Origin of the sequence: Paenibacillus sp. FSL L8-0502 (assembly GCF_038593055.1) — a bacterium.
Lineage (GTDB): Bacteria > Bacillota > Bacilli > Paenibacillales > Paenibacillaceae > Paenibacillus > Paenibacillus polymyxa_D.
On record NZ_CP151958.1, the window covers coordinates 467,205 to 483,362 of the forward strand.

Consider the following 16,158-nt stretch of genomic DNA (forward strand, 5'->3'; position numbering starts at 1 on the left):
TTAAGTGAGGATTTCACAAAATCCTGAAGTATAAAATAATTATTTTTTACCGCCTACATGCAGGGTGAATTCAGCATCAACCGCATCGAGTGAAGCCGTCAGAGCATGTACCTTTACCGCCCATGTTCCTTCGGAGGTCATCAATTCCTGACTGCGGAATGGCTGTTGCTGCTTCACAGGTAGAACAAATTCCTGTTGATCTTGGTCAGGGTCTGCTGGAGTGAGCGTTAATGTAACCTGCTGGATTCCTGAAACGGCAGCACCCTTGCTGTCCTGAACGGATACCTTAAATTCATTGCTGCCCACAGCATTGGGACTGACTGCCAGGGTAACGTTATATCCACCCGTAGTGCGAGTCTCCTCAAACGGTACAGCAGGTGCCTGACCGGGTGACAGGTGAGTGAGCACCGCAGTCAACAGCATCACGAGCAGGCCGACGGACAACTCGGCACGCAATCCCCGGGCGGCTTGCTTGCTGGGCGCCGCTTGCCGTGCGCTGCGGAACTGGCTGGCCGCGAAGGCCAGCATGACTAGCAGCAGCGCTGCTTTGCCGAGCAGAACGAGTCCATAGGACGTGTTCAGCAGCATGGAGGGAGCCGGAATGTACAGCACGGCTCCATATATACCGGTGGCGAGTAACGCCGCCACCATAGCAATGCCCCAGCCGGCGAAGCGGCGCAAGGCGGCTTGTCGTAGAGTTGCCCGCTCGGATACGGGCAACTCTGCTCCGGCAACCGGCAGGCACACGACCATGACGGCAAGTGAGCCGATCCAAAAGGCTGCTGCCGCGAGATGGACGAAGTCCGCCGCAATGGCTGGAGCTGGATGGGTAGCCGCTGCCGGGTGACCGACAAAGGCCTTGGACAGCATGAGGCATAGCGTTAGGAGAGCCGAGCTGTAGCCCCAAAGACGGCGCTGGCGACTCGAAATGCTGTAATCCAGCGCGTAAATCAGCGTTACGCTTAGGAGTAGCACGAGAATCATCTGGATAAACCAAATTTGTCCGGCTCCAGTAAACTGGAGAGCTTCTCCCAGAATCGGGAGTGAGAAGCCCTCCCTGATGGAAACCCCGGCATCCCATGAAGCCTGAAGTGGCAGGCTGATCAGAATGGCGGCAGACGTTATGCCGTAGCCGCTCCATAGCAGTTTATTCCAGCGGGGCGATGTTTCAAAGGGCCGCTGATTTTGCTTATGCTGTTCACTTTGATTCTTGTCTTGGCTTATGCTCGGTAAGATGAACAGCCGGAAACAAATCGCTCCAAAAAGCAGCGATAGTCCTATGTAAAGAAACCAACGGACAGCGATTAAGTCGATTCGTGATGTCCCTGAGCCTTCAGGTGCGGTAGCTTGATGGGTAGGCGCATTGGAACCGCTGCCTACTTGAAATGGAATAACTCCATTAACTGGATGTCCGTCTGCGGATAAAGCTCTCCAACTAACAGAGTAAATTCCATTTTTCATCCCTGGGATCAATTGGATTTCCATGGTGGCTTTGTGATTCGGGTCAAGCTGTGCTTTTCCTGTGTCGACCCGCTTGCCTGTTTCGTCGGTCACTTTGATCGACATGAAGGCAGATTGCAAATCTTCATTGAAGGTAATGGTCACCTGAGAAGGCGACTTGTCCAAAACCTGATTTTCGGTCGGACTGGATTCAATGACAAATGCATGAGCCCACGAAGAGTGAGGAAACAGGACCAGAAGGGGGAGACACAGCAATAAAAGACAAGCCACACGGGCTGGTCTGGACAGATATAACATGCTTGTGAAGTCACCTTCTCTCGATTACTTGAAGCGAGGATATCCCCATTTATAACATTTTATACAGGAGGATTTTGCCTGACGTACAAATCCATTCCTATCTTAATCATAGTGCATATAGCGCGAATAGATGGAGCGAATTATGACATTTATATGAAATTTGAAATAATAAGCATTATACAAAATGCCAATCATATGAAAACCCCTAGTGTGGTTGAATTCAGGACGATTTCAACCATGCTAGGGGAAAGAGGAAGAGCCTATGAAGGAATTAGAGCCCTGTTTCCATGAGATCCGTGAAAGCAGGTTGCTTGTGTTGAATATAATGGATAAAAATAGCCGTTAGTTTGGGATCGAATTGGCTACCCGAGCAAGCGCGTAATTCTTCAATGGCCTCCTCGAACGTTTTGGTGGGTTGATAGGGACGCTCGGTTGTCATCGCATCAAAAGAGTCGATGATCGTCAGCATCCGACATAAAAGTGGAATTTGCTCGCCCTTAAAGCCAAACGGATAGCCTCCTCCGTCATAACGTTCATGATGCAGCTCCACAAAAGGAATCAAATCTACGAATCGTTCGTTGGCTTCTACAATACGCTTGCCCCACATGACATGCGCTTGCACCATCTGCCATTCCTCACCGGACAGCTTCTCTTTTTTATTGAGGATATTCCAGGGAATCTCCAGTTTACCAATGTCATGAATGAGAGCTCCTAGTATGAAACGCCGCTTATCCTCCGGTCCGAGTTGAAGCACATCGCTCATGTCTGCTGCATATCTGAACACCCGTTTGGAATGCTTGAAGGTATTAATATCCTTGTATAAGAACAAATTAAGCTGCTGCTCAAGATCACGAATATCCTGCCCCAGATCCACCTCACGCTCCACTTCATTTAAGCTTCCATGCGTATGAACGATGTTTTTGCCCTGTTTCTTGGCGTAGTACAGGGCTTTATCCGCCAGATCGACCAATTGTGATTTGTCGTAGATGTCAATGCGGCTTTGGGCAATACCTGCGGAGAAGGACAGACAGCCATGTGGAAAAATTTCGACACCCTCATAACGAGAATCATTTAATCTTTTTCGAATAGCATTGACTATTTCATAAGCTTGTTCAGCGGTATGATCAGGCATAAGCAGGGTGAATTCTTCTCCACCGTAGCGGGATACGGTGATGGGGGTGTCGGAGGTTTCCTTCTTAAGAAACTCACCGAGAAATCCCAGTAGCTGATCGCCTTTAAGATGACCGAAATGATCATTGTATTTTTTGAAATCATCTATATCAATCAGCGCCAGACTGAGGGGAGTATTCTCGGATCTCGATATATTTAATTCAGCTTCAAGTGTATTTTCAAAGTAGCTGTGATTGTATAGCCCTGTTCTGCGATCCATGTTTGCTTTTTCTTCGATTTCCCGATACAGCGTGAACATTTGCTTGAATGCGTGAGATAGGAGCATGCTTAGCCCAAGGAACAGCAAAAGTCCTAGAATGCCATTGTTATAAATCAGTGTAGTCAATACCAAAGACAGAATGAGTGTACATAAGTATACGAGCAGGGATTCAGCCAAAAAAGCCTGTTTAAGCTCATTGAAGGACCCTTTGTATGCGATATAAAAGTAGATGCCCAGTGTGATTGTGTTCACCGCAAAGTAGCAAATTAACGCCAGCAGGTAGGAAGCGAAATGCTCTTGGTTTAAAGCTCCCTGCGTTCCGCCGCTTAGTTCAAATACTGTTGAAGACAGGAAAATGGAAAGGGCGTAAATAGAAAAATTGACGGTATGCTTCCACCAGGACAGTTCTGTGTGCCGGAACATAGCAATGATTACGTTTAACAGTAAAATTAGAATAGCAATTTCGGTGCCGTGCACAAAAATACAAGCCAGATACACGGAGGAATCCATGGACTGCTTGTTACTGGCTGGGGGTAGCTGAAATGTAAAATGCTCCAGAATTAGAACTGCTCCCAATAGGGAATAGATCGTGACCCACTCTGTTGTCGTATAGTGCAAAAAGGACCACTGATTCGTATACAGGAGGACGATCAAGCCTGCCAAACATATGAAAAACACATATATTCCCGTCGCGGTAACCCGTTCTTGCAGCTTTTTTATTATACTCATCATTTCTTCTCCTGCCTTGTCGTATCTTGATGTCAAAGCTACCAGGGGTGAATGGGATAATTTACAATTTTATAATCGAAAATTTCACATGAAAAAACAGGCCGGAATCCAGCCTGTTTTGTTGAGCCTGTGCTTCCTTTTTTTCTTATCGGTGACTAGCCCCCGATTTTGTAACCGGAAGTCAAAGCAATTATGACAGAAGCTACAATAATAGCATTGATAATCACACGGGAGTATTTCAAGTTTTTCATAGGGTTCCCTCCCTTCCTTGGAATAAGGTACGCACTAGGCGTGGCGGGGATTGGTTTCTTGCTGCTTATCCGTGGTCCTTTTCACGACCATAATGCTTTGGATAAACAGAAACATCCCGAAGTTCATGACAACATCTCCAATACTAATTACCTGCGTGCGGGGATAGGGCTTGGAGAGAGGAATAATGTCACCAAGCAATGATAGACGCGTGCTCGCATCCATCATGTAATGTTTCGAGATGACACTTCCGGATTTAAGCATATCTGTATAATAGGGACCCAGCACCTCCGAAGCGCTCAACGAGACTGGCATCCTGCCGCCATTCACCGCCATAACGATAAAATTCATCAATACGCCGATGATAATAAGCTTGAATCCCTTATGATGTCTGTTCAACCAGAGAAATATCAATCCAACCACGTAGACTCCCATAAATAGATACCCGTTAATGGCTGCCAGCCCAGTCCATTTTTCTTGGAAATAAAAAATAATGAATTGTACCAGTAGCAGCACGGGGAACATCCAGCCGGCTATAAGGCGAATTTGACTGAAACGGATCAGACCTTGCCGCCAGCCTCCTCTGAACAGACCTACAATGAGACCCAGTAGCACTCCATCATAGACCATTATCATTCTCCAGATTCCACAAATTTTTTGTTTTGGTTACCGTATAATTCGACCTGAAATTGGTAAATTCCTGCCTGATATATAGCAGTTTTGAAAAAAAATTGCGGATTAGCGTGTAATGATTCGAAGCCAGACGAAATGAGTGATATCATGATATATTGAAGTAATTATTTATATTTTTGTGAAAAGGATGATTATTATTATGAACCGGTTATCCAATACTGTTATGGTTGCCGCAGATATGACCAAATCGCGAATATTATGGATCGCCTTTGTCCTGGGTGCATTGAGTGCTTTCGGGCCGTTGTCCATAGATATGTATTTGCCGTCGCTGCCTACATTAGCCGACAATTTGCATACGACTACTTCGTTGGCGCAGCTTAGTTTGACCGCCTGTCTGTTGGGCCTGGCCGTTGGACAGATCGTTGCTGGTCCGCTTAGCGATGTAAGGGGGCGCAGAGGACCGCTGGTGATCTCGCTCATTCTGTACGCTGCTGCTTCGCTGTTATGCGTGTTTGCGCCGAATATCGGTATGCTCATTGCACTTCGCTTTATTCAAGGGCTTACAGGATCGGCAGGGATTGTGATTTCCAGAGCTGTAGCCCGTGATCTATACTCGGGCAAAGAATTGACACGCTTTTTCTCACTACTCATGCTGGTGAACGGCGTGGCCCCCATTGCTGCACCAGTACTGGGCGGTGCCATTTTGAACTTTGTTTCCTGGCGTGGTGTATTCATGGTACTTTGTGTGGTCGGCGTGGCTATGCTGATTGCCGTCGTATTGGGTTTGCCAGAAACGTTGCCAACGAACCGCCGCTCATCCGGTGGTTTGAAGCAGACGCTGGGGACACTCGGTCACTTGTTTGCCGATCGACGCTTTATGGGCTATGCCTTCTCACAGGCGCTGATTACGGGAGCGATGTTCGCGTATATTGCTGGCTCACCATTCGTGCTTCAGGATATTTTCGGGGTTTCCCCTCAGACGTATAGCATCATTTTTGCAGTGAATGGTTTGGGGATTGTACTGTTTTCCCAGTTAACGGGTAGACTTGTGGGTCGCTTCAGCGAACGACAGTTACTCTTGTCGGGTCTGGTCATTGCGGCTGTAGCCGGAATCAGCTTGCTTACTGTAGCCTTTACTGGAGGTCAATTGTTTGCTGTTTTAGTTCCTCTGTTTTTTGTCGTTTCCTGCGTAGGGATTGTAAGTACAACGACGACTTCATTGGCAATGCAGAGTCAGCAGCGCTCCGCAGGTAGTGCGTCCGCCATGCTTGGTTTGCTGCCTCTATTGCTTGGTTCCATCGCTTCACCGCTAGTAGGTTTGGGGAGTGGAACCACCCCCGTACCGATGGCGATCGTTATAGCTATAGCCGAGGTTGGTGCGCTAATAAGCTTTGCCGTACTTGCTAAGGAAACACGCGCGAAGGCTTGAAATAAGGCGAATTGAACTAAAAAACTCCCATGGACTGATACGTGAACCATTTCAGTCCATGGGAGTTTTTTACCGTTTTGCAATCGAGATATCCTCGGCTTCCTTTGCGGGCAGAGGTGTCTGCTTTAAGTACATACGAGATGGTTTGTGAACCAGAATTGAAATAAGCATGCAGATATGAACGGGAAAGAAAGGGTCTATTCCGTTGATGTTTAAACCAAAAATGGATACGAAAAGCAGTAAAGTAAGGGTAAGTTTATACTTTTTTGTCGCAATAAACAGCAAGATCATTATTGTAGGAAGTAATCGAAAGAGCAATTTTCCGAATACAAATCCGACCATATGAGCGGTAGAACCTTCAAGTGGAGGTGTGATGGATAGCGTGCGGGAGGCCATATGGATTAACCGAGACTCCCCACCTATCGGTTGGGCTGAAATAAATACACATCCTGCGATAATGATTACAAGGATTTTAAACCACAACAGGCCTTGGATAAGCCGTAACAAGGGTGTAATCTTTATTTTCATTGACTTCTAATAAGCTCCTTCGACGTATGATTTGTTATGATTGCTCGTTTGTATATATACAAGACAAGTGGGAATTGCAACTTTAATATTATATCAATATATTACCAAAAGAGTAGTCCTGCTAAAGAATGATTATGCGGAGACTATTTTCCTGATGTTGAGACAGAATCGAACGATATTTCGGTTTCCTGCCAAATATATAGATGTGAGATGAAAGAAAGGGGGAGATCAGGATTGGACAACGCAAGGAGGCGGGCAAATTTGACAAAGAATGATTTGATGGTTGCTCTTGTTACGGAGACGCTGGCTGGCAGTCGTGAGGCTTACAGAGAACTGTATGATCAAACAATTCATACAGTCTATAGAACGGTGCATTTTTTGTTGGAAGAGAAAGTGGATGCTGATGATGTGGTGCAGGAAATTTATATTCATGTATATAAATCACTTGAGCAATTTGACGAAAGACGTCCTTTTCAGCCTTGGCTAATGGGGGTCGTTATGCGTCAGATGCGGGCTTACCGTAGAAAACAATGGATGAGGCTACGAATCACAAGCAAAGCAAAAAGGCTCGAACTTCATACATCTCATGATTTTTCTGAGGAAATTGTGGACAAGGTTGCAAATCATGTATTGCTCCAAGCAGTTCAGCAGCTTTCGTTCAAGCTTAAACAGGTAATTGTGTTGCACTATTTGCAGGAATATTCCCAAGAGGAAATCTCCAATATTTTAGAGATACCGTTAGGCACGGTGAAATCACGAATTCACGCGGCTTTGCAAAAGCTTCGATCGAAAGAGCAGCAGGAACATTTTCTAATCGGAAAGGTGGAGAAGATCCATGAAGCTTGAGCAAGAACTACGTAGGGTGATGCAGCAGGATGATGACCACATATTGGCTCCGGCTGAATTAAAAGAAAACATTATGGGTCAAATTGAACGGCTTGAAAAAGGAGGACCTAAACCTATGAAAAGGTATATTGTGATAACTCTTCTCGTAGTGTTATTACTAATTCCAACAGGTGCTTTTGCTACTTACACTTATTTGGCGGATACAATATATGGTTCACAGGAAAAGCTAATTGAAATGGGAGGATCGCCAGAGGAATATAATAGAGTAGAATCCAAGTTGCAGCAGGTGCAGGGGCATTTAACGAAAGAGGAGTTCACTGTTTTTATAGGGTTATTGAGAGAACTCGGGGCCTATAATCTGAAAATGACGGATGAAAACGGCGCACTCCACAAGGAGCGCTTAAGCGCAGAGGAACAGCGTGAATACGATCATATATCTGCCAAGCTGGAGCCGTATTATGACAAGTTGAATCAGGGGAAAGCGCTAACCCAAACGGACGATGGTAAAAAAGATGGCGGTGATTCTGCCATTACGGGCACATTAGATGCAAAGGCCCACGCAGGCATCGATTTACAGGTCGAGCTGGACTATGCGAAAAAGGTTCTGACTGAGGATGAATTTGTAAAGTTTCGTGTACTGTTCACGAAGTTCTACGAGTATGTACCCCGCATTACAGGGGCCAAAGGTGTACTATATCCAGATCGTTTATCTGAGAGGGATAGAAAAGATTATGAGGAACAGTTAGAGTTGCTACAGCCTTATTTTGATCAATTTAATTCGCTTGAGTAGAAACAGTGGCGAAAATCAAGGCGAAAAAGTGACATTTTCCTGGAATGTTGACATACCCCGTGGGGGTATATTATGATGGGGATATAACAAATGTTTAAATGCATATATACACCACACAGGAGGCTGATGTATGGCTGAGGAGCAATCTGCTTCCCACACTGAAGTCCATGAGAATCACTGTGGAACAGACGGGGAAAAGACAATTAGAAAAAGTCATCATTCGGCAGAGTTCAAGAACAGCCTCGTATCCCGGTTGAACCGCATTGAAGGTCAGGTTCGCGGAATTAAAGGCTTGATTGAGAAGGATACCTACTGTGACGATGTACTGAACCAGATTGCGGCTGTCCAGTCCGCGCTGAATGGTGTCGGTAAGCTGCTGCTGGAAGGGCATATGAAAAGCTGTGTCATTGAGCGCATGCAGGCAGGAGAGCAGGAAGTGATTGACGAGCTGCTGGTTACGGTCAAAAAGCTAATCCGTTAAGAGTAGTATTCATACACATTATGGGTACGGAAGTACCCCAGAGGAGGAAAAGAAAATGGCACAAGTTACATTGAATGTAGAAGGCATGAGCTGCAATCATTGCGTGAAGGCAGTAGAAGGAGCTTTGGAGAAAGTTGGCGCTACCGGCAAGGTCAGCCTCGAAACGAAACAAGTGAATGTAGAATATGACGAGTCCAAGCTGAACGTCGAGGCGCTGAAAACAGCCATTGAAGACCAAGGCTATGATGTTGTTTAAGCTGAAGCTTTATGTGTGAAAAAACTTGTTTCGAAGAGGAAGCTTCCATATTAGAAGCTTTTTCTTTTTGGATATAATATACCCCACTGGGGTATGGGAGGAGGATGGCCATGGAAAACCGTGCGACCGACGGTGACAAGCAGACAACGCTTCACATTACAGGGATGTCCTGTGCTGCCTGCGCAAGCCGTATTGAGAAAGGTTTAAAGCGAATAGATGGTGTGGCACAGGCTAATGTGAATTTGGCTTTGGAGCAGGCGTCGATATCCTATGATCCCAAGCAGGTGGAGATCCCTGAGTTTCGCGACAAAATTGCTTCTCTTGGGTTTGGAACTGTAAGTGAAGAAGCCAATCTGAATGTAACGGGTATGACTTGCGCGGCCTGTGCAACCCGGATTGAAAAGGGATTGAACCGGATGCCGGGTGTAACAGGCGCCACGGTAAATTTGGCGATGGAAACAGCTCATGTGGAATATGCCGCGGGGAGTATTGCGGTCGGTGATCTGGTGAGCAAGATCGAACAGCTGGGCTACGGAGCGATCCCGCAGAGCGCAGAGGACAACATTGCGGATGTGCGAAGTAAGGATATTCAGCGTAAAAAATGGAAGTGGATTGTGTCCGCAGTACTGTCGTTGCCGTTGTTGTGGGCGATGGTGGCTCATTTTTCCTTTACATCATGGATTTATGTGCCAGAACTGTTCTTGAATCCATGGTTCCAACTAGTGCTGACAACGCCGATTCAGTTCGTCATTGGTTGGCAGTTTTATGTGGGCGCGTACAAAGCGCTTCGTAACGGCAGTTCGAATATGGATGTGTTAGTTGCACTGGGTACGTCTGCGGCTTATTTTTACAGCTTGTACCTTACTCTGCGTCCGGCTGATGTTATGGAGGGGATGGCGGGAATGCCTGTCATGACCATGCCGGAACTGTATTACGAGACAAGCGCGGTGCTAATTACGCTTATTTTGGTTGGTAAATGGTTCGAAGCGGTAGCCAAAGGGCGTTCGTCCGAGGCGATCAAGAGCCTGATGAGTCTACAGGCGACAACGGCACGTGTAGTACGTGATGGGCAAGAGCTTGATATTCCGATTGAACAGGTACGTGTGAAGGATATCTTTATTGTACGACCCGGCGAGAAAATTCCTGTCGATGGTGTGGTCGTAGACGGACGTTCGGCAGTGGACGAATCCATGTTAAGTGGTGAGAGTCTTCCGGTTGAAAAAGAAGCTGGTTCCGCAGTTACAGGGGCGACGCTCAATAAAAACGGGGTTCTACGTATCCAGGCTGAGCGTGTGGGTGGTGATACGGCGTTGTCCCGTATTATTAAGGTCGTGGAAGATGCGCAAAGCTCCAAGGCTCCCATTCAGCGGATTGCGGATCAGATTTCCGGTATTTTTGTCCCCATTGTTGTTGCTATCGCTGTGTTGGCCTTTATCGTCTGGTTTTTCCTTGTGACGCCGACTGATTTTGCAGGCTCACTGGAGAAAATGATTGCAGTTCTCGTCATTGCTTGCCCTTGTGCGCTCGGATTGGCAACTCCAACGTCCATTATGGCAGGATCGGGACGTGCCGCTGAATATGGTATTCTGTTCAAGGGCGGCGAGCATTTGGAGATGACCCGTTCAGTCAACGCAGTGGTGTTGGATAAGACAGGTACGGTTACGAATGGCAAGCCCGAGCTGACGGATGTTATGGTTGGAGCAAGCGGCATGGCTGAAAAGGATCTGCTGCGGTTGCTCGGTGCGGCAGAAAAAAGCTCGGAGCATCCGCTGGCGGAAGCCATTGTAAAGGGGATTGCAGATCGAGGCATTGAGCTGGTAGGACCGACAGATTTTGAAAATATTCCGGGTTATGGTGTGAAGGCACATGTGGAAGGTAAACAGGTATTGGCCGGTACACGCCGATTGATGAGCAGGGAAGGCATCGCAATAGATGACTTAGCTGAGCAGTATATGAATGATCTGGAAAACGCAGGGAAAACCGCGATGCTGGTCGCTGTGGACGGTTCCTATGCCGGACTGGTGGCCGTGGCGGACACGATTAAAGAAACGTCACGGGAGGCCGTTGCCCGTCTGCGGGCGATGAACATTGAAGTCATCATGATTACGGGTGACAATGAACGGACTGCGCGGGCTGTTGCCGCCGAGGCTGGAATTGAACGAGTGCTGGCGGAGGTATTGCCTGAAGGAAAGGCTGAAGAAGTGAAACGACTTCAGGAACAGGGCATGATCGTAGCTATGGTTGGGGATGGTATTAACGATGCGCCTGCGCTGGCTACTGCTAATATTGGGATGGCGATGGGCACGGGAACGGATGTGGCCATGGAGGCGGCGGATATTACCCTCATGCGCGGCAACCTGAACAGTATTCCTGACGCGATTGAAATGAGCCGCCGGACCATGACAAACATACGGCAAAATCTGTTTTGGGCGCTCGGGTATAACGTGATCGGTATTCCGATAGCTGCTTTGGGCTTCCTTGCCCCATGGTTGGCGGGAGCGGCCATGGCATTTAGCTCTGTTTCAGTTGTGCTGAATGCGCTGCGTCTCCAACGAGTAAAGCTGTAAGTGTATGGATGTATCGGCAGGATAACGTACTGTCGGATTTCTGTTTCGAGATAAAGTTATTAATCAGAGTATAGAGCAAGTACGCGCAATTGGTTGGTTTCTCTGCGTGCTTGCTTTTTGTTGTGTTTGGTTTTTTAAAACCATCAACTTTCATTACGTCAGGTTGCTTATCATTCGCGAAAGTTCCATAATATTTGTAGGAGTGCCATGCAAGCATGCAAGAACTTCTTCGTATACTCACAGCTTGAAGTAGATAAAGAGCTTATATTATGGATTAGGAGTGAAGCAGTCATGAATGATACGATTTCCTTGTTGATGAATCACCGGTCTGTGCGAAAATTCAAGTCAGACCCCATTACCGACGAGCAGCTCGCAGCTATTGTGGCAGCTGGCCAAATGGCTTCCTCGTCCAGCAATGTGCAGGCATATACCGTTATCGCCGTTACCGAGCCTTCTTTGAAAACAAAACTGGCGGAGTTGGCAGGAGGGCAGGCTTACGTTGAGCAATGCCCTGCGTTTTTGGTATGGTGCGCAGACCTGTATCGCTTGAAACAGGTCACGCTCCACCATCAGCCAGGTCAGCCTTCCTATGAGGGGTCCGTTGAAAATTATACGGTTGCGACCATTGATGCCGCGTTAGCTGCACAAAATGCAGCGGTAGCCGCTGAATCACTGGGCTTGGGCATCGTCTACATTGGCGGCATTCGTACTAACATAGCAGAGGTGTCTGAGTTGTTAGAGTTGCCAGAGCTGGTGTATCCAGTATTCGGTATGTGTATTGGTGTACCGGATCAGGAAACGGGCTTGCGTCCACGCCTTCCGCTGTCCGGTGTTTTGCATATGAACGGCTACGACAAAAATCAGACGATGAAAGCTGTAGAGGTATACGATCACACATCAGCGGAATATTTGAAGGAACGTACGGGCGGTCAACGCTCTACGCCATGGTCTGAGCAAATGGCCGGAAGATTGACCGAGCCAGCACGCTTGCAGTTGAAGCCATTTTTGGAACAGAAGGGTTTCCTGAAGCAATAAAATTTGAGTAGCGACAAAAAACTCTGCAAAATACAAGTACATTTGAGCTATATACGTTTGAAAATACAAGAACCTCCTTATTTACGTATGATGAAGTTCCGCGTAAATAAGGAGGTTCTTTGCTTTGGTTGCATGTTGTGGTTGTAAACCTTCCAGTCAGTAAACAGCTGGTATACCTTTATCCATCAGATAGTGAGTAAAAGCGTCTCGTATTTTCATAAAATAATTGATGGACGGCAGATTCATCTTGCTGGGTCAGCTTGCTGTACGCGCGAATGACGTCGGCAGTCATCCGGGGATGTGTCTGTTGTCCGGTAAAAGGACCCTCGAACGGCCAGGGACCGTCTGTCTCTGCCATGATCTGATCAGACGGATACTGTCTTGCCAAACTGCGGATCTCTTCTTCGTACAGGAGATCCGGTGTGAAGGAGACATAATAGCCGTTCCGGGCGATACGTTCGGTCGTGGCGGCAGAGCCTTTAAACCAGTGAAAATGCGCCTGCATGACGCCGTGACGTTCCAGAAGGTCACAGGCGATGTCTGCGTCTTCATAAACGGCGTGCAGGACAATGGGCTTGCTATGCTTGCTTGCAAACTGGATGAAACGCTCCAGTAGCACTATGTAGGGAGCGAGGTCAAAAGGAGCTCCGCTCTGCGAGGCTTCTAGCCGATTGTAATAGGGTAAGCCGACTTCACCCACGGCGACCATCTGCTGTACATGTTCGTCCATCCAGTCGAACAAGAGGTCAAGCTCAGTTTGCGGTGGAAGGACCTGTTCGGGATGAAAGCCAAAGGCTGGCCGTACTAGCCCAGGGTAACGCTCGGCTAACCGTAGATTGGCTCGGCTGGAGTCCAGATGCATCGACACGGCTATCACAGCTTGGACGCTGCTATCAGCAAGTGAAGCGAGCAATAGCTTCTGTTGCTCGGGCGGGTAGCTGTCTACATGAATGTGCGCGTCGATTAATGGAGCGGGTCTTGTTGTGGTCAAATCCAAGCCTAGCTTTGTTTGGCTGTTCCATTTCGATGCACATCGAACTTTTACGTCACTCATGCCGATTCAATCCATCTTCCGGGATATTCTTGTGAACGCTCTGAGCATTGTCCATGTCGCCGTCCAGTTTGTACTTTTCCTCACGCATCCAGCCGGTCATGGTTCGCTTCCATTCAATAAAGAGAGGATCGAGGGTGATTTCTTCCCTACGCGGGCGGGGAAAAGGGACATCTACGACATGCACCACCGAAGCAGGTCGCGCTGACAGCACATAAATGCGGTCGGAGAGCAGCAGCGCTTCTTCAATGCTGTGGGTAATGAACAGCACAGAGCGGCGGTTCTTCTCCCACATCCGCAGTAACCATTGCTGCATATCTGCACGTGTCAGCGCGTCGAGTGCGCTGAACGGCTCATCCAGCAGCATTAATTCCTGCGGGCTGAGCAGTGCGCGAAGAAAGGCTGCACGCTGTTGCATTCCACCAGACAGCGTATGTGGATACGCCTTGGCGAATTTGCCTAGTCCAACCTGCTCGAGCCATTGCAGGGCTTCTTTGCGACGTTCGCGTTCACTGGCGTACTGAGGGGGGACTGCTGTATTTTTACGTGGAGCATTTTCCTGCCCAAGCAGTACATTATCCAGCGTGGTGCGCCACGGGAAAAGGGCGGGCTGCTGTGGCATATAGCTGATATGCCCACGTTCACCAGTCATGTCTCGTCCGTGCATACGGATACGTCCCTGCTGTGGTTTGAGTAGCCCGCCGATGATGTGAAACAGCGTACTTTTGCCGCTGCCTGACGGACCGATGAGAGAAACGAATTCTCCCGGCTTGACTGTGAGGGATACATCCTGCAGCACGGGCAGTAAGCTTCGCTTTTCGCGGAAGGCGAGGCTGATCCCGTCCAATTCCAGAGCAGAAGGGGCAGTCGAAGGACTCTGCTGGTCCCCGGCTCGTTGTTCATTAGCCACGTTGTGTGATGATAAGTCAGTCGGATGCAGACTCATATGTGCCACGTCCTTTCTTTGCTGTATTTAATTCAAGGAGGAAGCTATTCCTGATCCGGTTTCCAGCGAACCAGCCATTTTTCCAGTAGTACTATGATGACAAACATCAGTAAACTGAGCGCGACAATGATGCCGATGGCGGCAAAAATGAGGTCCGTGCGATAGGCCGATTTTTGCAGCAGCATATAATATCCGATTCCTTCGCTCGCACCAATCCATTCGGCAATAATTGCGCCCATCACACTGTAGGTGGCAGCAATCTTGATGCCGGAGAATACTTGCGGCAACGAGTGTGGCAACTCCAGCTTCATAAAAATAGCCATGCGACCTGCACCCGACATCTGCATATAGTTCATCATCATACGGTCCGTCCGTGTCAGCCCGTCCATGGTCGCTACAGCCACGGGAAAAAAGCATACTAAGGTAATGACCATCAGCTTGGGCAGCATGCCAAAACCAAACCACACCATGAGCAGCGGCCCCAGGGCGATGATCGGAATGTTTTGGCTCAGGATAAGCAGCGGATACAGGGCGGATTTGAGAAAAGGAATGGTATGAAGAACGATGGCGATCAACAGTCCCGTTGCTGTCCCTATAGCGAATCCCACAAGTGTCAGGCGAATTGTAGCCCATGTATGGGCACCAAGCAGCGCCGTCTGGGCCATGCCCTCCTGTACGATGAGGGATGGAGCTGGCAGTAGCCAGGATTCAATATGTAAATAGGAAACCGCCCCCTGCCAGGCTGCTAAAAAGAAGAGGACCGCCACAAGGGGCGGCCATACGCTTTTCCACCAGGATGCGTTCTTGCCTTTCGGATTCATGGGCGATATTTCTCGGTCAGCTTGTTCATGCTGATGCCTTGTGGGTTATGTGCGATTTTGATCTGTGAAATGACGCTGGGACTGCCCGCTTCCGTCAAAGCCTCATGCATTTCTTTAACCACTTTCAGCAACTCGTCGAGCTCGCCCTCCATGGTCGTATCCAATGGGTTCACCTGATGTTTGACACCGGAGCGCTGAATGACCTCAATCGCCTTATCTACATACGGGTAAGAGTCCTCGTTATTAGGAGTTTTAGGGATTACTTGAATACTGAGCAGTGTATTAGCCATGCAAATTCACCTGTCCTTCATTTGGAGTGTTTTAGAGAAAATAGGGTGGTTTAAGGCGTTTGAGACCGCTCCGCGTTTCATTTGGTCTTACGATCGCTGTTGCAGGGGGATTCTTGGATTATTTAAGTTTTCAAAGGTAAGAATTCCCCTGCAAAGGCGAACGCTCCGCTTCTCCAGATTCAAATGAACCGCTCCGCTGCTGCCCGCCTTAAAAGCACCCTATTTTTAAAGCTGGTTTGTGCGGCATTTTTAACACACAAGCGCACCTACTTAGCGCTTAGATAATATGAAACTAAAGAATAAACCAAGTTGAACGAGAACGAAGTGGGCGGAATGGTGCTGTACAAGCGTTAGCGTTC

The 16,158-nt window shown here is 48.0% G+C and carries 15 protein-coding genes; 7 read left to right on the top strand and 8 right to left on the bottom strand.

Going from position 1 to position 16,158, the window contains the following annotated elements:
* Positions 1–39: 39 nt before the first annotated feature.
* From NSQ57_RS02095 to NSQ57_RS02105, 3 genes are all read right to left on the bottom strand, one after another.
* The gene (locus NSQ57_RS02095; RefSeq protein ID WP_069010748.1) at positions 40–1,758 is read right to left on the bottom strand and encodes a copper resistance CopC/CopD family protein; all 1,719 of its coding nucleotides are present in this window, start codon (positions 1,756–1,758) and stop codon (positions 40–42) included.
* A gap of 271 nt (positions 1,759–2,029) precedes the next feature.
* On the bottom strand, positions 2,030–3,880 hold the full coding sequence (locus NSQ57_RS02100; RefSeq protein ID WP_049816859.1) for a diguanylate cyclase: 1,851 nt from the start codon (positions 3,878–3,880) through the stop codon (positions 2,030–2,032).
* Between the two features lie 282 nt (positions 3,881–4,162).
* Complete coding sequence (locus NSQ57_RS02105; protein WP_165147924.1) at positions 4,163–4,756, bottom strand: DUF5317 domain-containing protein; 594 nt, start codon at positions 4,754–4,756, stop codon at positions 4,163–4,165.
* Positions 4,757–4,958: 202 nt separating this feature from the next.
* On the opposite strand from NSQ57_RS02105, the gene NSQ57_RS02110 reads away from it, so the two are divergent.
* On the top strand, positions 4,959–6,188 hold the full coding sequence (locus tag NSQ57_RS02110) for a multidrug effflux MFS transporter (protein ID WP_318627668.1): 1,230 nt from the start codon (positions 4,959–4,961) through the stop codon (positions 6,186–6,188).
* Positions 6,189–6,257: 69 nt separating this feature from the next.
* Here NSQ57_RS02110 and NSQ57_RS02115 read toward each other — a convergent pair whose 3' ends face one another.
* Complete coding sequence (locus NSQ57_RS02115) at positions 6,258–6,716, bottom strand: hypothetical protein (protein WP_318627667.1); 459 nt, start codon at positions 6,714–6,716, stop codon at positions 6,258–6,260.
* A 279-nt stretch (positions 6,717–6,995) separates the two neighbouring features.
* On the opposite strand from NSQ57_RS02115, the gene NSQ57_RS02120 reads away from it, so the two are divergent.
* The 6 genes from NSQ57_RS02120 to nfsA all read left to right on the top strand — a co-directional run bounded on the left by NSQ57_RS02120 (position 6,996) and on the right by nfsA (position 12,691).
* A complete protein-coding gene (locus NSQ57_RS02120; RefSeq protein ID WP_341040376.1) occupies positions 6,996–7,562 on the top strand; it encodes a sigma-70 family RNA polymerase sigma factor in 567 nt (188 codons plus the stop codon).
* The gene (locus NSQ57_RS02125; protein ID WP_039270283.1) at positions 7,552–8,352 is read left to right on the top strand and encodes a DUF3600 domain-containing protein; all 801 of its coding nucleotides are present in this window, start codon (positions 7,552–7,554) and stop codon (positions 8,350–8,352) included. The genes NSQ57_RS02120 and NSQ57_RS02125 overlap by 11 nt, the downstream gene beginning before the upstream one ends.
* 130 nt (positions 8,353–8,482) lie before the next feature.
* The gene (locus tag NSQ57_RS02130) at positions 8,483–8,833 is read left to right on the top strand and encodes a metal-sensitive transcriptional regulator (RefSeq protein WP_029514687.1); all 351 of its coding nucleotides are present in this window, start codon (positions 8,483–8,485) and stop codon (positions 8,831–8,833) included.
* Between the two features lie 55 nt (positions 8,834–8,888).
* On the top strand, positions 8,889–9,089 hold the full coding sequence (locus tag NSQ57_RS02135) for a copper ion binding protein (RefSeq protein WP_013308457.1): 201 nt from the start codon (positions 8,889–8,891) through the stop codon (positions 9,087–9,089).
* Positions 9,090–9,199: 110 nt separating this feature from the next.
* Complete coding sequence (locus NSQ57_RS02140; RefSeq protein WP_341038448.1) at positions 9,200–11,656, top strand: heavy metal translocating P-type ATPase; 2,457 nt, start codon at positions 9,200–9,202, stop codon at positions 11,654–11,656.
* Between the two features lie 291 nt (positions 11,657–11,947).
* Positions 11,948–12,691: an oxygen-insensitive NADPH nitroreductase gene (gene nfsA, locus NSQ57_RS02145; RefSeq protein WP_341038450.1), complete on the top strand. Its 744-nt coding sequence runs from the start codon at positions 11,948–11,950 to the stop codon at positions 12,689–12,691.
* A 178-nt stretch (positions 12,692–12,869) separates the two neighbouring features.
* Here the strand turns inward: nfsA and NSQ57_RS02150 are convergent, their stop codons facing one another.
* Genes NSQ57_RS02150 through NSQ57_RS02165 form a run of 4 tightly spaced genes read right to left on the bottom strand, consistent with a single transcriptional unit; the run spans position 12,870 to position 15,799 of the window.
* Positions 12,870–13,682, bottom strand: coding sequence for a TatD family hydrolase (locus tag NSQ57_RS02150; protein WP_342426110.1), 813 nt, complete (start codon positions 13,680–13,682; stop codon positions 12,870–12,872).
* Between the two features lie 55 nt (positions 13,683–13,737).
* Positions 13,738–14,688: an ABC transporter ATP-binding protein gene (locus NSQ57_RS02155; RefSeq protein WP_069010756.1), complete on the bottom strand. Its 951-nt coding sequence runs from the start codon at positions 14,686–14,688 to the stop codon at positions 13,738–13,740.
* A 44-nt stretch (positions 14,689–14,732) separates the two neighbouring features.
* The gene (locus NSQ57_RS02160; protein ID WP_029514693.1) at positions 14,733–15,509 is read right to left on the bottom strand and encodes an ABC transporter permease; all 777 of its coding nucleotides are present in this window, start codon (positions 15,507–15,509) and stop codon (positions 14,733–14,735) included.
* Complete coding sequence (locus tag NSQ57_RS02165; protein ID WP_016818835.1) at positions 15,506–15,799, bottom strand: MTH1187 family thiamine-binding protein; 294 nt, start codon at positions 15,797–15,799, stop codon at positions 15,506–15,508. The genes NSQ57_RS02160 and NSQ57_RS02165 overlap by 4 nt, the downstream gene beginning before the upstream one ends.
* Between the last annotated feature and the right edge of the window lie 359 nt (positions 15,800–16,158).

What these genes read in the sequence shown, in the direction of transcription:
- NSQ57_RS02095 (WP_069010748.1), bottom strand. Translation starts at nt 1,758, where the DNA reads ATGTTATATCTGTCCAGACCAGCCCGTGTGGCTTGTCTTTTATTGCTG.
- NSQ57_RS02100 (WP_049816859.1), bottom strand. Translation starts at nt 3,880, where the DNA reads ATGATGAGTATAATAAAAAAGCTGCAAGAACGGGTTACCGCGACGGGA.
- NSQ57_RS02105 (WP_165147924.1), bottom strand. Translation starts at nt 4,756, where the DNA reads ATGGTCTATGATGGAGTGCTACTGGGTCTCATTGTAGGTCTGTTCAGA.
- NSQ57_RS02110 (WP_318627668.1), top strand. Translation starts at nt 4,959, where the DNA reads ATGAACCGGTTATCCAATACTGTTATGGTTGCCGCAGATATGACCAAA.
- NSQ57_RS02115 (WP_318627667.1), bottom strand. Translation starts at nt 6,716, where the DNA reads ATGAAAATAAAGATTACACCCTTGTTACGGCTTATCCAAGGCCTGTTG.
- NSQ57_RS02120 (WP_341040376.1), top strand. Translation starts at nt 6,996, where the DNA reads ATGGTTGCTCTTGTTACGGAGACGCTGGCTGGCAGTCGTGAGGCTTAC.
- NSQ57_RS02125 (WP_039270283.1), top strand. Translation starts at nt 7,552, where the DNA reads ATGAAGCTTGAGCAAGAACTACGTAGGGTGATGCAGCAGGATGATGAC.
- NSQ57_RS02130 (WP_029514687.1), top strand. Translation starts at nt 8,483, where the DNA reads ATGGCTGAGGAGCAATCTGCTTCCCACACTGAAGTCCATGAGAATCAC.
- NSQ57_RS02135 (WP_013308457.1), top strand. Translation starts at nt 8,889, where the DNA reads ATGGCACAAGTTACATTGAATGTAGAAGGCATGAGCTGCAATCATTGC.
- NSQ57_RS02140 (WP_341038448.1), top strand. Translation starts at nt 9,200, where the DNA reads ATGGAAAACCGTGCGACCGACGGTGACAAGCAGACAACGCTTCACATT.
- nfsA (WP_341038450.1), top strand. Translation starts at nt 11,948, where the DNA reads ATGAATGATACGATTTCCTTGTTGATGAATCACCGGTCTGTGCGAAAA.
- NSQ57_RS02155 (WP_069010756.1), bottom strand. Translation starts at nt 14,688, where the DNA reads ATGAGTCTGCATCCGACTGACTTATCATCACACAACGTGGCTAATGAA.
- NSQ57_RS02160 (WP_029514693.1), bottom strand. Translation starts at nt 15,509, where the DNA reads ATGAATCCGAAAGGCAAGAACGCATCCTGGTGGAAAAGCGTATGGCCG.
- NSQ57_RS02165 (WP_016818835.1), bottom strand. Translation starts at nt 15,799, where the DNA reads ATGGCTAATACACTGCTCAGTATTCAAGTAATCCCTAAAACTCCTAAT.